Origin of the sequence: Aurantiacibacter flavus, from assembly GCF_039710615.1 — a bacterium.
Classification (GTDB): Bacteria; Pseudomonadota; Alphaproteobacteria; order Sphingomonadales; family Sphingomonadaceae; genus Alteraurantiacibacter; species Alteraurantiacibacter flavus.
In genome coordinates this window covers 422,998-436,329 of sequence record NZ_JBDLBR010000002.1, presented here as the reverse complement: position 1 = coordinate 436,329, position 13,332 = coordinate 422,998, and the positions used below count along the sequence as shown (strand labels likewise).

General features: G+C 63.7%; 11 protein-coding genes. 10 read left to right on the top strand and 1 reads right to left on the bottom strand.

Translation table 11 applies throughout. The features are described from left to right. Positions 1 to 38: 38 nt before the first annotated feature. The 5 genes from ABDJ38_RS06650 to ABDJ38_RS06630 are packed head-to-tail and all read left to right on the top strand — an operon-like array spanning position 39 to position 7,502. A complete protein-coding gene (locus ABDJ38_RS06650) occupies positions 39 to 2,150 on the top strand; it encodes a PQQ-dependent dehydrogenase, methanol/ethanol family (RefSeq protein ID WP_346784297.1) in 2,112 nt (703 codons plus the stop codon). Next, entirely contained in the window at positions 2,147 to 3,409 is a 1,263-nt protein-coding gene (locus ABDJ38_RS06645) for an FAD-dependent oxidoreductase (RefSeq protein ID WP_346784296.1), read from the top strand. The genes ABDJ38_RS06650 and ABDJ38_RS06645 overlap by 4 nt, the downstream gene beginning before the upstream one ends. Then, positions 3,406 to 4,497, top strand: coding sequence for an alpha/beta hydrolase (locus tag ABDJ38_RS06640; protein ID WP_346784295.1), 1,092 nt, complete (start codon positions 3,406 to 3,408; stop codon positions 4,495 to 4,497). Before ABDJ38_RS06645 ends, ABDJ38_RS06640 begins: the two co-directional genes overlap by 4 nt. Positions 4,498 to 4,543: 46 nt before the next feature. Next, positions 4,544 to 6,508, top strand: coding sequence for an outer membrane protein assembly factor BamB family protein (locus tag ABDJ38_RS06635; RefSeq protein WP_346784294.1), 1,965 nt, complete (start codon positions 4,544 to 4,546; stop codon positions 6,506 to 6,508). 10 nt (positions 6,509 to 6,518) lie between these two features. Beyond that, entirely contained in the window at positions 6,519 to 7,502 is a 984-nt protein-coding gene (locus tag ABDJ38_RS06630; protein ID WP_346784293.1) for a VOC family protein, read from the top strand. A gap of 67 nt (positions 7,503 to 7,569) precedes the next feature. Here ABDJ38_RS06630 and ABDJ38_RS06625 read toward each other — a convergent pair whose 3' ends face one another. Continuing rightward, positions 7,570 to 7,965, bottom strand: a complete 396-nt coding sequence (locus ABDJ38_RS06625; RefSeq protein ID WP_346784292.1) for a c-type cytochrome — start codon at positions 7,963 to 7,965, stop codon at positions 7,570 to 7,572. A gap of 185 nt (positions 7,966 to 8,150) precedes the next feature. Here ABDJ38_RS06625 and ABDJ38_RS06620 point away from each other — a divergent pair, with 185 nt between their 5' ends. The 5 genes from ABDJ38_RS06620 (at position 8,151) to ABDJ38_RS06600 (ending at position 13,279) form a co-directional block, all read left to right on the top strand. Further along, positions 8,151 to 8,663 carry a hypothetical protein gene (locus ABDJ38_RS06620; RefSeq protein ID WP_346784291.1) on the top strand — a complete coding sequence of 171 codons (513 nt, stop codon included), beginning with the start codon at positions 8,151 to 8,153 and terminating at the stop codon, positions 8,661 to 8,663. Beyond that, complete coding sequence (locus ABDJ38_RS06615) at positions 8,647 to 9,357, top strand: HupE/UreJ family protein (protein WP_346784290.1); 711 nt, start codon at positions 8,647 to 8,649, stop codon at positions 9,355 to 9,357. The genes ABDJ38_RS06620 and ABDJ38_RS06615 overlap by 17 nt, the downstream gene beginning before the upstream one ends. After that, complete coding sequence (locus ABDJ38_RS06610; protein ID WP_346784289.1) at positions 9,354 to 10,016, top strand: hypothetical protein; 663 nt, start codon at positions 9,354 to 9,356, stop codon at positions 10,014 to 10,016. Before ABDJ38_RS06615 ends, ABDJ38_RS06610 begins: the two co-directional genes overlap by 4 nt. 152 nt (positions 10,017 to 10,168) lie before the next feature. Next, positions 10,169 to 12,121: an outer membrane protein assembly factor BamB family protein gene (locus tag ABDJ38_RS06605; protein ID WP_346784288.1), complete on the top strand. Its 1,953-nt coding sequence runs from the start codon at positions 10,169 to 10,171 to the stop codon at positions 12,119 to 12,121. Between the two features lie 48 nt (positions 12,122 to 12,169). After that, positions 12,170 to 13,279: a hypothetical protein gene (locus ABDJ38_RS06600; RefSeq protein ID WP_346784287.1), complete on the top strand. Its 1,110-nt coding sequence runs from the start codon at positions 12,170 to 12,172 to the stop codon at positions 13,277 to 13,279. Positions 13,280 to 13,332: the final 53 nt, after the last annotated feature.

Below are 13,332 nucleotides of genomic sequence, written 5' to 3'. Positions count from 1 at the left end.
GCACCGCTAAGAATCGGGCCGGATCGGGAGAGTGATATATGGTGGCGATTGCCAGGGGTTTGGTGGCCCTTTCTGCTGCGGCGATGCTATGGGGTTGCAGCGCTGCCGATGCAGGCACGATTGACGAGGACCGGCTGCTTGCCGCCGAAAGCGATCCCGATAACTGGCTGAGCTATGGCCGGACCTATGCCGAACAGCGCTACAGCCCGCTGGAGGACATCAACGAGAGCAATATCGGCGAACTGAGCCTTGCCTATGCGGTTGAGCTGGACACCAATCGCGGGCAGGAAGCGACGCCCATCGTCGTCGACGGGGTGATGTACATCTCCACTGCCTGGTCGAAGGTCTGGGCGCTGAATGCCGCCACCGGCGAAGTGCTGTGGACATACGATCCCGAGGTCGATGGCGCCAAGGGTGCCGACGCCTGCTGCGACGTGGTCAATCGCGGTGTGGCCGTATGGGATGGCAAGGTCTTTGTCGGCACCATCGACGGGCGGCTGATCGGGCTCGATGCCGAAACCGGCGAAGAGCTGTGGGACGTGGTCACGGTCGACCAGTCCAAACCCTATACCATCACCGGCGCGCCGCGTGTGGTGCGCGGCAAGGTGCTGATCGGCAACTCAGGTGCCGAGATGGGCGTGCGCGGCTATATCTCGGCCTACGATGCCAACGATGGCGCGCTGGTCTGGCGGTTCTACACCGTTCCCGGCAACCCCGCCGATGGCCCCGATGGCGCAGCCTCCGACGAAGCCTTCGCGGAATTTGCAGGCGAAACATGGTTCGGCGACTACTGGGAGCTGGGCGGCGGCGGCACCGTGTGGGATTCGATCGTTTACGATGCCGAATTCAATCAGTTGCTGATCGGGGTTGGCAACGGGAGCCCTTGGAATCACCGCGTCCGCTCCGATGGCAAGGGCGACAACCTGTTCCTGTCCTCAATTCTTGCGCTTGATCCGGATACGGGGGCCTACAAGTGGCACTATCAGATCAACCCCGGCGAGACCTGGGACTTCACCGCTACCCAGCAGATCACGCTCGCCACGCTCGAAATCGACGGGAAAGAGCGTAAGGTCGCCATGCAGGCACCGAAGAACGGCTTTTTCTACGTGATCGACCGGGCGACCGGAAAGCTGATCAGCGCCGAGCCTTATGCCGAGCAGAACTGGGCCGAAAGGATCGACCTTGAAACGGGCCGCCCGGTCGAAGTGCCCGAGGCGCGCTTTGCCGATGGCCCCTATCTCATCACCCCGATGGGGATCGGCGCCCACGCCTGGCACCCGATGAGCTATTCGCCCAAGACCGGGCTTGTTTACATCCCGGTGATGGAGGTGCCCAACGCCTATGCCGACGATAGCGATTTCGAGCGGCATATCGGGCGCTGGAACACCGGCGTCACCTTCATGGCCCCGCCCGAAGGCTCTGTGCCCGGTACCACGCCCGAGGCGCGCCGCGCTTACCTGTCCTCGATCACTTACGGCAAGCTCACCGCCTGGGACCCGGTCAAGCAAGAGAAGGTGTGGGAGATCCGCCGCGACTGGCCGTGGAACGGCGGCACGCTGGCGACAGGCGGCAACCTCGTGTTTCAGGGCCTGCCCGATGGCCGCTTCATGGCCTACAGCGCCGACAAGGGCGAAGAGCTGTGGAGCTGGCAAGGCGAGCGCGGGATCATGGCCGGGCCGATCACCTACCGCGTCGATGGCGTGCAATATGTTGCCGTGATGGCGGGCTATGGCGGCTCGATGGGTATGGCAACGCAGACAGACTGGATGCGCCGCCCACCGCCCAACGGCACGCTGCTGGTGTTCAGGATCGGCGGCACGGGCACGATTGCCAAGCTGCCTGAATGGAAGCCCGCCCCCTATGCCCGCAGCGATGAGGAGTTCACTCCGGCGCAACTGGCGGAGGGGCAAAAGCAGTTCTTCGCCTTTTGCAGCATCTGCCACAATGGCCCGGTCAACCCCAACCTGATGCGCAGCGCCTATGCCACCAATGCTCAGGCCTGGCGGCAGGTGGTGATCGGCGGGGCGCTCAAGGACAAGGGCATGATCAGTTTCGCACCGTGGATCGACGCCGACCAGGCCGAGGCGATCCGCACCTATGTCCTGAGCGAGGCCGAACGCCTCGCGGCAGAGGAAGAGGATGCGGAATGATGGCCAGCCCTGATCCCACCGATGTCCTGATCGTCGGCGCAGGCCCGGTGGGGCTGCTCACCGCGCTCACACTGGCGCAGGCGGGCGCCTCCGTCCGCGTGCTCGAGAAGGAGGCCGACATCATCGACAGCCCGCGCGCGGCGGTTTATTTCCCCTCCACACTGATCATCCTCGAAGAACTGGGCCTGCTGCCCGAGCTGCTCAAGATCGGCTTCACAAACGATACCTTCGGCACTCACATTCCCGAGTTCGGCTATTCCGCCGTGGTGGTGACCGAGGAGATCGAGGGTATTCCCTACGACTACCAGCTCCACGTCGGCCAGCACGAGGTCGCCCGCGTGGCGATGGACCATGCCCGCAAGCTCGGCGTTGAGGTGCTGTTCGGCCACGAGGTGGCCGCGCTTGAGGAGAACGGCGACACAGTGTCGGTCACGACTACGGGCGCGGATGGCGAACAGGTGTTCACTGCCAAGTGGCTGATCGGGGCCGATGGCGCCCGCAGTACGGTGCGCAAACTCGCCGGGATAGAATTCGAAGGCCACACCTGGCCCGAACGGTTCGTCGCCACCAACGTCTATTTCCCGTTCAACGAGCTGGGCTATCAGCAGGCCAATTTCGTGTGCGACCCGGTCAATATGGCGGTGATCGCGCAGCTTGATCGCGAAGGCCTGTGGCGCTGCACCTATATGGAGGACTCCAGCCTCCCCCTGGAGAGCTACGAAGAGCGTATTCACCAGCGCTACGAGTGGTTCATGCAAGGCCGCAAGGACTACCGAATCGGATCGTCCAGCCCCTATATGCTGCACCAGCGCGCGGCAGAAACGCTGCACAAGGGCCGCGTGTTGCTGGCCGGCGACGCTGCCCATGCCACCAACCCCTGCGGCGGGCTTGGCCTGACCTCGGGCGTGTGGACGGGCGTAGTGCTGGCCGACGTGCTTGGCGCGGTGCTGCGCGGCGAGGAGAGCGAGGAGGTGCTCGATCGCTTCTCCGACGAGCGCCGCCGCATCTTCTGGGATGTGGTCACCCCCGCCGCAACCGAGAACAAGCGCATGCTGCAGGAGGCCGACCCGGCCAAACGGCAGGAAGACCTCAAGCATGTGAAGGCGCTGAAGGACAACCCCGACAGCGGCGCACTGCTGATGCTGTTCGCCTACAAGGTGATCGGCGATGTGCTGCGCCCCGGCTCGCGCTGGAAGGATGCCGATCCGAGCGACCGGGTCGCGATCAACATCGGTGACCGGCAGGGTCAGATTCATTGACGCGCTCCTATCGCCCTGCCGACCTGCACGCGGCTGGAGCCGATAGCCCGCTCGAACTGGCCGCGCACGGTTTCTTCTGGACCGGCGGCGAGCTGATCGACCACCCGGCGGCAGGCAAGGCCATGCGCGGGCAACAGTATGTCGAATACTGGATCCCGCGCGAACTGAAGCACGAACTGCCGATCGTGATGATCCACGGCGGCGGCGGTCAGGGCACGGACTTTCTCGGCACCGCCGACGGGCGCGAAGGCTGGGTCCACTGGTTCGTGCGCCATGGCTGGGCGGTCTATCTGGTCGACCGGCCACAGCATGGCCGCAGCCCGTTCAACCCGGAGTTTCAGGGTGCGATGGGCAAACCCGGCCCGACCCATTTCCTCGAGCGGCTGTTCACCCGCCCCGGTGAGTTCGACGACAACTACCCGCAAGCCAAATTGCACAGCCAGTGGCCGGGCGATGGAACGATGAGCGATCCGGCTTTCCTCTCGTTCCTCGCCGGGACCGGCCCCACCCTCGCCGACCACGCCGCCAGCCAGATCGACGCCCAGCGCGCCGGGGCCGAGCTGCTCGACCTGATTGGCCCGGCGGTGCTGCTCACCCATTCGGCTGGTGGCCCGCCCGGCTGGCTGATCGCCGACGCGCGGCCCGAACTGGTGCGCGCCGTGATAGCGGTGGAGCCGCTCGGCCCTCCGTTCGACGCGATCAGCGGCGCGCTGCCCTATGGCATCACCCATGCCCCGCTCATGTTCGACCCGCCGCTGGCCGAAGGCGACACTCTGGCCAGCGCCGACCAGCCCTCACCGGGAGAAGGCCTCGTCGCCTACAAGGTGCAGGCCGAACCGGCACGCCGCCTCCCCAACCTCGCGCAAATGCCGATTGTCGTCGTCACCGCCGAGGCAAGCTGGATGGCGGGCGACAACCACGCCATCGTCCACTTTCTCGCTCAAGCTGGATGCCAGGTGGAGCACATGCGGCTGGAGGATCGCGGCATCCAAGGCAACGGCCACGCCATGCAACTGGAGCGCAACAGCGACCAGATTGCCGCCCTCCTTTCTCACTGGATGGTAGATCAGCACTTGACAAATAATTAGCAAATGTAACTAATTGCCGGGAGACATAATCAACCGGGATGGGCATATGCGGATTGTTTTGAAGTCGTTGGTCACGGCAAGCGCGTTCTTGGGGTTGGCTGCGGCGCATGCGCAGGAGCCGCTGCCGGCAATCTCGCGCGAATATGCTCCGGGTGACTGGCCACTCTATGCTCGCGATCATTCCGGCCAGCGCTATGTCCCGCTCGACCAGATCTCGCGCGAAACCGTTGGCCAGCTTGAGCGGGCATGGGAATTCCGCATCCGCCCGCAAGGTGGCGGGTCGATCATGGCGGGCACGGTCCCGGTGGTGATCGACGGACGCATGTACCTTCCGACAGGCGATGCCGTGGTCGCGCTTGAGGCCGACACAGGCCGCGAAATCTGGCGCCATCAGGTGGATGGGGCAACCGTGCGCCGCGCCGTCACCTATTGGCCCGGCGACTCAACGCACGAACCACGCCTGTTTTATTCGACCGGCAATGCGCTGGTCGCAATCAATGCCTCGGACGGGCAACTGGCGCGAGGCTTCGGCACCGACGGCGTGGCGCCGTTCGAGGGCGCAAGCTACCTCTACCCGCCCAGCGTCTTCCGCGATACGCTGGTGATCGGCGCGTTCACGCCCGAGCTCGACAAGGGTCCGGACGGCGACACCCGCGCCTTCGATGCCGTCACCGGCGCATTCAAATGGGCTTTCAACACGATCCCGCATCCGGGCGAGTTCGGCCACGACACCTGGCTTGACGATGGCTGGGAGGATCGCCCCGGCGCGAATATGTGGATCTGGTACACCACCGCCGATATCGAGACCAACACGCTCTACATGACGCTCGGCAGCCCCGGCCAGAACTACTGGGGTGGTGACCGTCCTGGCGACAACCTGTTCGCCAATTCGCTTGTCGCGGTCGATATCGATACCGGCGAATACAAGTGGCACTTCCAGGCCATTCACCACGAGCTGTGGGACTGGGACCTGCCCGCCCCGCCCGTGCTGGTCGATGTGGTGAAGGATGGCACGCCGATCAGGGCGCTGGCGCTTACGGGCAAGAACGGCCTGATGTACATCCTCGACCGCAACACCGGTGAGCCAGTCCATGGCGTGCGCGAACAGCTGGTGGCGCGCGGCGACGTGCCGGGCGAATGGTACTCCCCGACCCAGCCGATTCCGGTCAAGCCGGAACCACTGCAGCGCATGTGGTGGAGCCCGGACGATATCGTTTCCGCCGAGGACACCAACGAGGAACATGCCGCCGCCTGCCGCGCCCTGCTCGATAGCTACGGCGGCCAGTTCTTTAACGCCGGGCCGTTCACCCCGTTCTTCCTGCACAAGGAGGGCGATCCGCCCCGCGCCTCGATCAACATGCCGCACAATGGCGGTTCTGTCTGGGGCGGCAGCGCGGCTGATCCGACTACCGGCTACGTCTACGTCAACATCTCCGAGGGCGGTTCGATCGGCTGGATCGAGGAGCGCGATCCCGAAGGCAACTACGGCAACGGCACCCGCGGATCGACCCAGCCCTATGATCGCGGCAGCCTGATCGGACCGGGCGCCTATTCGGGCTTCAACGCCAGTTTCAAGGACGCAAACGGGCGCGATGTCAGGCTGCCTTGCATCCGTCCGCCCTGGGGCCGGATGATCGCGGTCGACGCCAACACGGGCGAAATCGCCTGGGCCACTCCGCTCGGCACCACGCCGCAACTGGCTGAGGGCAAGCGCGAGACCGGCGCGATTAACTGGATCGGCGGGGCCACCGTCACCGCCGGCGGGCTGGTCTTCATCGGCGCGACTGGCGACGGTATCTTCCGCGCATTCGACAGCCAGACCGGCGATCTCGTGTGGAGCGAGCAGCTCGACTATGCCGCGCAGACGATCCCGATGAGCTATCTCGGCAAGGATGGTCGGCAGTATCTCGCGGTGGTCGCCACCGGCAACACCGGCGCGCCGGTGCTTGACGAAAGCGGCGCTCCAGCCAATGCTGAGAGCGTGATCGTCTGGGCATTGCCGGAAGATTAGGAGAGGAACGATGCGCAAATTCCTGCTGGGGGTGGCCACCCTCGCACTCGCGACAAGTGGCGCGATGGCGCAAGACGCGGACGTCGTCACGACCCCAGAAGGCGCGGTGCTCGATACCGATCCGGATCTTGCCTACAAGCCTGGCGAGTTGAGCGAGGCTCAATTGGAAGCGGACAATTCCGAGCTTTTCACGGCTCAGGGAATGAACGTGTTCCGCCGCTTCCCCCGCGAGCTGACCGACCGGATGGTGGCCTTCTACACCGAAGCACTGGCCTTGCATTCGCTGAACCCGATCCAGCTCACCAGCTCGCAGCAAATGATTCTGACCGGGGTTGGCTCGATGCAGATCAAGCTGTCCGCCGGCCAGCAAGGCGACCGGATCTATAACCTCGAAGGCGGCTATGCCGGAGGCACTGGAATTCGCTTTCTGCTGTTGCGCTATCCCGATGCCGAGCTGGTCGCCGAACGCTTTATCGAGGCGGGTTTCGACGCGCCCGTATTCGTCGAACGGCCCGATGGCGCGAAGCAGGCGCTGGTCAGCGATCCGGCAGGGCTCGACATCGTCCTGATCGCCACGCCCGATGCGCTCGACCATTCCGACGACGGCGTGGGGGTTGGCATTCACGTCTCCGATATCGAGGAAAGCCGCGCGTTCTACCGTGACTTCGTGGGGCTGGAAGAGCTGCCCGCTTACGAAGCACCTCTGCTTGGCACCACCATCTATCCCTATGCTCTGGGCGAGACGGTAGTGCTGCTTTACAAGATGGGCGACAACCTGCCTGCCGATACCGGATCTTCCGGCATTCAATATGTCGTCAGCGATGCGGCTCTGGTCGATGCGCGTGGCAAGCACCGCAACATTCCGGTGGAAACCCCGCTCAACCGTCTTACCGGCTTCGGCCTCACCACGGTGTGGCTCAACGATCCCGATGGCGTCACCAACTACTTCGCCCAGACCAGCGCCTCGACGCCGCCGGTTACACCGGCCGACTGAACAAACGAAGGGCCGGAAAAGCCAATCGCTTTTCCGGCCCGCATGTGCTGGGTTTGCAGCGCCGAGCCTACTTCTTGACCTGAATGATATAGGCCGCAAGCTGGTCGATCTGGCCTTCGTCGATCATTCCGCCAAAGCTCGGCATGGCACCCTGGCCGTTGTTGACGATGTTGACGATGTAGCCCTTGTCGAGCCCTTCGTTGCCATCGAATTCGGGGCCGATATGGCCGGTGCCGCCAGCTTCGGCCAGAGCGTGGCATGAGCCGCAGGCGAACTGGCTGAACAGGGCCTTGCTTTCAGCCATCTGCTCTTCGGTCAGCGTGGCCTCAGTGGTTACCGGCTCCGCAGTCTCGTCGCTCGGCATGGCCAGCGCGCCAATGGCAGGCACCGCCAGCGCACCAAACCCAATCGCCGCGATACCGGCCCGGGTCCATTTGCCAAGTGCGGTCGTCTCGAATGCCATCCCTATAATCCTTCCTAATTGTAATTATTATGCGAGATAAAAATATTCCTCGCATCTGACAAGCCCAGCTATGGACAATCCAAGCTTTATGGCAGATTTACGCAACGGGGCTTGACGCAAAAAAACAGACATTGTCAACGTATGCCGTCAGCTTGGTGACAGAGTGAGAGGACAAAAGACGTTTCATGATCCGATTCCCAGCCTTTCGAACGAGCCGCATCGCCCTCCTCCCTTTGCTGACGCTTGCAGCATGTTCGAGCGAGCAGGAGCCTGCCGATCTTGCCTATGGCACCGTCCAGCAGATGATGGCCAACGAAGTGCAACCAACCGCCGACGTCTACTGGGGCGCGGTCAGGTTCGAAAGCAGGCTCGAACCCGATGGGTCGGTGACCGAGGAGGAATTCGAGCCGAAGACCGACGCCGAATGGGAGCAAGTCGCCGAGGCTGCGCGCAAGCTCCAGAGCTTCGCCGTGGAATTGCAGACCCAAGGCTATGCCGAAGGTCGCGGCGAAGACTGGCTGGTCTTTGCCAAGGGCCTCGATGACGTCTCCAAGAAAGCCGAACAGGCCGCGCTCGACAAAGACCCGGATGCGGTCTTCGAAGTAGGCGGCACTGTCTACAACGTATGCTCGGCCTGCCATCAGATGTATCCACCGGCCGAGCTGGAGACGGCCGCTGGCGATGCCCAGAGTTCCTGAGCAGACCCCCACCACACCGCTGGCCGCGCTTGCGGCGCTGACGCTGGTCGCCCTGATGCTGGCCGAACCGGCGCTGGCGCATGACGTGGCCGAGGGGGACAAGGCCTTCGTCCAGTCGATCGACGGTGCCGCACCGCTGCCGTTCCTCTATCTCGGCGCCAAGCATATGGTGACGGGATACGATCACATCGCCTTTCTCGTCGGCGTGGTGTTCTTTCTGCGTCAGCTTAAGGATGTGGTGCTCTATGTCTCGATGTTCACCATCGGCCATTCGCTCACCTTGCTCGCCGGCGTGCTGCTGGGGATCGGTGGCAACGCCTATATCATCGACGCGATCATCGGGCTCTCGGTGGTCTACAAGGGCGTCGAGAACCTCGGCGGCTTTGCCCGGCTGGGACTGACCTTCGACACCCGGATCGCGGTGCTGGTGTTCGGGCTGTTTCACGGACTGGGTCTCGCCACCAAGGTAATAGACCTCGACATGTCCTCCAATGGCCTGCTTATCAATCTGATATCGTTCAATATCGGGGTTGAGCTGGGGCAGGTCCTCGTGCTCACCTTCGTGGTATTGCTGCTCGGCGCCTGGCGTGACCGGCCGGGCTTTGCCACCTTCGCCAAGGTAGCCAACGTGGCACTGATCTGCGTTGGCTGTATTCTCACTTTCGTACAAATTTCAGGATATCTTGCGTCATGACCCAGACCGACACCAAGTCGAAACTCCCGTGGATCGTCGCGGTCCTGCTGGTGCTGGTGGGCGCCATCGCGGTGCTGTTCGTGTTGCCTGCCGAAACCGGCTACGACCCCACCGGCGTTGGGGCGAAGCTCGGGCTGACCGAGATCGCCGATCCGGTCGGCGAGGAAACACTGCGCGGCAACGAACGGATGGAGAACCAGGAAGTGCTGGTGCTGTCCGACACCGCACCCGCCCCGCTCGACGGCGTGACCGACGTCTGGGAATATGAGCTGGCCCCGTTCGAATCGGTGGAGTTCAAGTACACCATCCCCGAAGGCGAAAAGATCGCCTTCCGCTGGAGCGGCACGGGCGAACTGCACTACGACATGCATGCCCACCCGTTCGATGGCGGCACCGAAATGACAGAGAGCTACGGCATCGGCGATGCAACCCGGATGCAGGGCACCTACCTGCCTGCTTTCAGCGGCATTCACGGCTGGTTCTGGCAAAACCGCTCGCTGGACAATGTCACCGTGAAGCTCGAAGCTAGCGGCGGGATGACAAACTCAACTATCTTCGCCGCCAATGCCGAAATCGAGCGCCCTCTGGCAGGCGCACAGGCCAGCCCGGAGGGCACAGTGGCTGGGCATGAGATGCAGACGGAGGGCGGCGAGCAATAGCACACGGTCAACTCGCGCCAGACCGGCATTATTTCGGATTTTGTCAAACTCGTTACCTTTTTGCCCCTTGTTGAATGCCCCGTGAAGAGGCTAGGCAGGCTTTCGGGATCAGCCGAAAGCGGCTGCGCAGAAGTGTGGGAGCAGGATTGATTATGGCAACCGAAACCAAGCCGGGCTGGCGCCGCGTACCGGGCTTCATGCTGGGCACCGCACTGGCGCTAACTTTGGGCGCCTGTGCCACCACGCCGGGCGAAGGCCTGAACGATCGCCCCGTCTCGCTCGCCAATGTGGAATGGGATGCTTACCTCGGCGGCGAGGATTCGGCGCAGTATTCTCCGCTCGATCAGGTCAATCGCGACAACGTCAATCAACTCGAAGTAGTCTGGGAGTTCCCCACCGGCGAAGGCCGGCCGCCGCGCTTCAACCCGATCGTGGCCGGCGGGCGGATGATCGTGCTGGCGGGCGATGGTAACCTTGTCGCGCTCGACCCCGCGACCGGCGCCGAACTGTGGCGCTCGAACATCGAGGGACGCATCGGCGCGCGCGGCATCAACTACTGGGCCAGCGCCGATGGCACGGAAGAGCGGCTGATGATCGAGAACGACGGCCGCCTGCGAGCGATCAACGCCAAGACGGGTGCGTTCTTCGAAGACTTCGGCGAAGATGGCGGCGTTGATCTGCGCGGCATCCTGCGAGCCGACGGAACCGCGCCCAACGGTCCGCTGATGAACGATAACCCTGGCCGGATCTACAAGGATACGATCATCATATCCTTGCCCGCCGGTCATTATGACTATGCCTCCTCTCCTGCCGATATTGCTGCCTACGACGTGCGCACAGGCGCGGTGAAATGGGTATTCCACGTCGTCCCGCGCGAGGGTGAGTTTGGCTCGGACACATGGCCAACCGAAGATCGCGAGAAATTCGGCGGCGTGCACAACTGGTCGGAATTCACGGTCGATGAGGAAACGGGCATCGCCTATATCCCCACCGGTACTGCGCGGTATGATTTCTACGGCGGCAACCGCCCCGGCGACAATCTGTTCGCGAACTCGGTTCTGGCGCTCAATGCCGAAACGGGCGAGCGCGTCTGCCACTTCCAGACCGTCCACCACGATCTGTGGGACTTCGACCTGCCGACCGCGCCCAAGCTGATGACCATCGAGCACGACGGGCGCGAGGTTCCAGTCGTGATCCAGCCGAGCAAGCAGGGCTTCCTGTTCGTGCTCGACCGGCGCGACTGCTCGCCGATCTGGCCGATCGAGGAAGTCGCGGTGCCGCAGTCGGACGTGCCGGGCGAACACAGCTCGCCCACGCAGCCCGTGCCCACCTGGCCCGAACGCTTTGGCCGCGATCGCTTCGATGCCACGATGATCAATCCCTATATCCCCGAGGCGGATCAGGCCAAGGTGCGCGAACAGCTTGCCACCGCGCGCAACGAAGGGCTGTTCACTCCGCCCAGCCTCGGCACCGGTTCGGTCTCGTTTCCCGGCCACAACGGCGGCGTCAACTGGGGCGGCGTTGCGAGCGACCCGGTCAGGAAGCGCATCTATGTCGTCAGCCGTGAGCTGCCGCTGCTGCTGAACCTGCTGCCCGACAAACGCGAAAGTGCGCTCGAGGCCATGCCCAACAGCGGCGATCCCGATGTCATGCCCTACCGCTGGCCGACCAACTTCTGGTTGCAGTCCAACGGCATGGTGCCGATTGAGCCGCCTTTCTCGCTGCTCACCGCCTATGATATGACCACGGGTGAGAAGCTGTACGAAGTGCCCAACGGCGAGATCCTCACTTTGGAGAAACAGGGCATCACCGGCGTCGGCGCGCAGGCTCCGCGCGGCGGCCCGGTGGCAACGGCGGGCGGGCTGATCTTCGTCGGCACCGCGACCGACCGCGCCTTCCGCGCCCGCGATGCCGATACCGGCGAAGTCCTGTGGGAATACCGCTTCGATGCGGCGACCGAGGGCGTCCCGGCGATCTATTCGCTGAACGGGCGCCAATATATCACGGTGCCTGTGGGCGGCGTGGGACACTTTGCCGGTGGCCTCGGCCTGCCTGAGCCGGGTCCGAGCAAGTATGTCACCTTCGCCCTGCCAGAGAGTCAGTAATCATGGCGGGGGCAACCCGTGTAAAACGCAAGAAGGGGGAGAGGCGCAATGACACGTAAACTTTTTCTGATCGGTGCCGCCAGCCTTGCGCTCGCGCTACCCGTCGCGGCCCAGGACGCGCCGGAAGACCTCACCGTGATGCCACCGGTATCCGATACTTATCAGCCGGGCCTCACCTCATGGGGCGACCCTGACCTGCGCGGCAGCTGGCCAATCAATGACATCGCCGACCTGCCGGTCAATCGTCCGGAGCGTTATGGTAACCGGTTCTGGAAGACCGAAGAGGAAATGGCAGCCGAACAGGGCAAGGTCGAAGCCCTCGAAGAGGCCTATGAGGTCGAGGACGAGCAATCGACCATCGGCCTTGGCCACTGGATCGAGTTCGAGGCCGGAGTCCGTCGCACGTCGATGGTGGTCTCACCCACCGATGGCCGCCTGCCCGACTGGACCGACGAAGGCCGCCGTCGCTCGGCGCTGATGCGGTCGAGCTGGCCGATCGGGCAGACCTACGACTGGACCAACGACTTCGACACCTACGACCGCTGCATCACACGCGGCTTCCCCGCCGCCATGTATCCCGCGCGCTACAACAATGGCCTGCGCATTTTCCAGTCGCCCGGACAGGTCGCCATCGTGATCGAGATGCTCGGCACGCGCGTTATTCCGGTGGGCGAAGGCGGGCATTGGCCCGAGGCCGTCACCGGCTGGTATGGGTCGAGCCGGGGTCGCTGGGTCGATCACAACACGCTTGAGGTCGAAACGACCAACCTCACCACCGGCGCTTCGGTGTTCTCGAACGGCACGCTTGGCGTTCCGCGCAACAACACCACCCCGGTCAGCGAGCAAGCCAAGGTGGTCGAACGCTTCACCATGGTCGGCCCCGACACGATCACCTACGAAATGACCTATGAAGACCCAGTGATCTGGACCGCGCCCTTCACCCTGCGCGTCAACTGGACGCGCGACGACGACTACCAGATGTTCGAATACGCCTGCCACGAAGGCAACGTGCAGCTGCGCGGCTACATCAATTCCGACCGCGCCCGGCGCGAGCAGGAATATGCCCGTGGCCTGATGCTCGAACCCGTGGGTGAAGATGCCGGGCCGCCTCCGGCGATGGACCCGGCCGCCGGAGGCCTCAAGCGCCGCGAAGATTGATTTTCCAGGAGGCCGGAAAGGGGTCCGGCCGCCAACCGATTTCAGGAGAGAAC